The organism is Dolichospermum circinale AWQC310F (genome assembly GCF_000426925.1).
GTDB lineage: Bacteria > Cyanobacteriota > Cyanobacteriia > Cyanobacteriales > Nostocaceae > Dolichospermum > Dolichospermum circinale.
Genome location: NZ_APIZ01000370.1, coordinates 1 through 522 on the forward strand (window position 1 = coordinate 1; position 522 = coordinate 522).

Consider the following 522-nt stretch of genomic DNA (forward strand, 5'->3'; position numbering starts at 1 on the left):
GGCTGGTAAACCAGGTCCCCAAAGTGATATCAGCTTATTTCGTGACACCTCCCAGGAATTTGAGACCAAACAAAGGTTTAATGGGGATAAAGCTTATGAAGGAGAAAAGTCAATTAAAACCCCTCAGAAAAAACCGAAAAAACAAGAATTAACGCCTGAACAAAAGTCCAGAAATAAAGAACTAGCGTCGGAAAGAATTTTTGTTGAACATTTAATTCGTTTAGTGAAGATATTTAGAGTTGCCCAAGAAAGATTTAGATTAAATACCCATAAATATGAACAAATAATTATGACTATTTGTGGAATTGTAAGATTGCGTATTGGTACTGTTATTTTGTAGCTATATAAAATTGCAAGTTTCCTGGATAAAATCTACTTCCAGAGGTGCTATTTTTTGGCTAATTCCCAATAGCAGGCATCTTCAGCACTGATTCTAGCGTATAATCTGAGTATCTTTGCACTTAACCTTCATTTTCTCAAAAGCAGTCATGGTAAAGGTTAGATAGTTTTCGGAGATGTCTA

1 protein-coding gene is annotated in these 522 nt (G+C 34.9%); it reads left to right on the forward strand.

Translation table 11 applies throughout. From position 1 onward, the window contains the following. On the forward strand, positions 1 to 340 hold a 340-nt coding region (locus ACIR310F_RS21035), incomplete at its 5' end, for a transposase family protein (RefSeq protein WP_035367365.1). Positions 341 to 522: the final 182 nt, after the last annotated feature.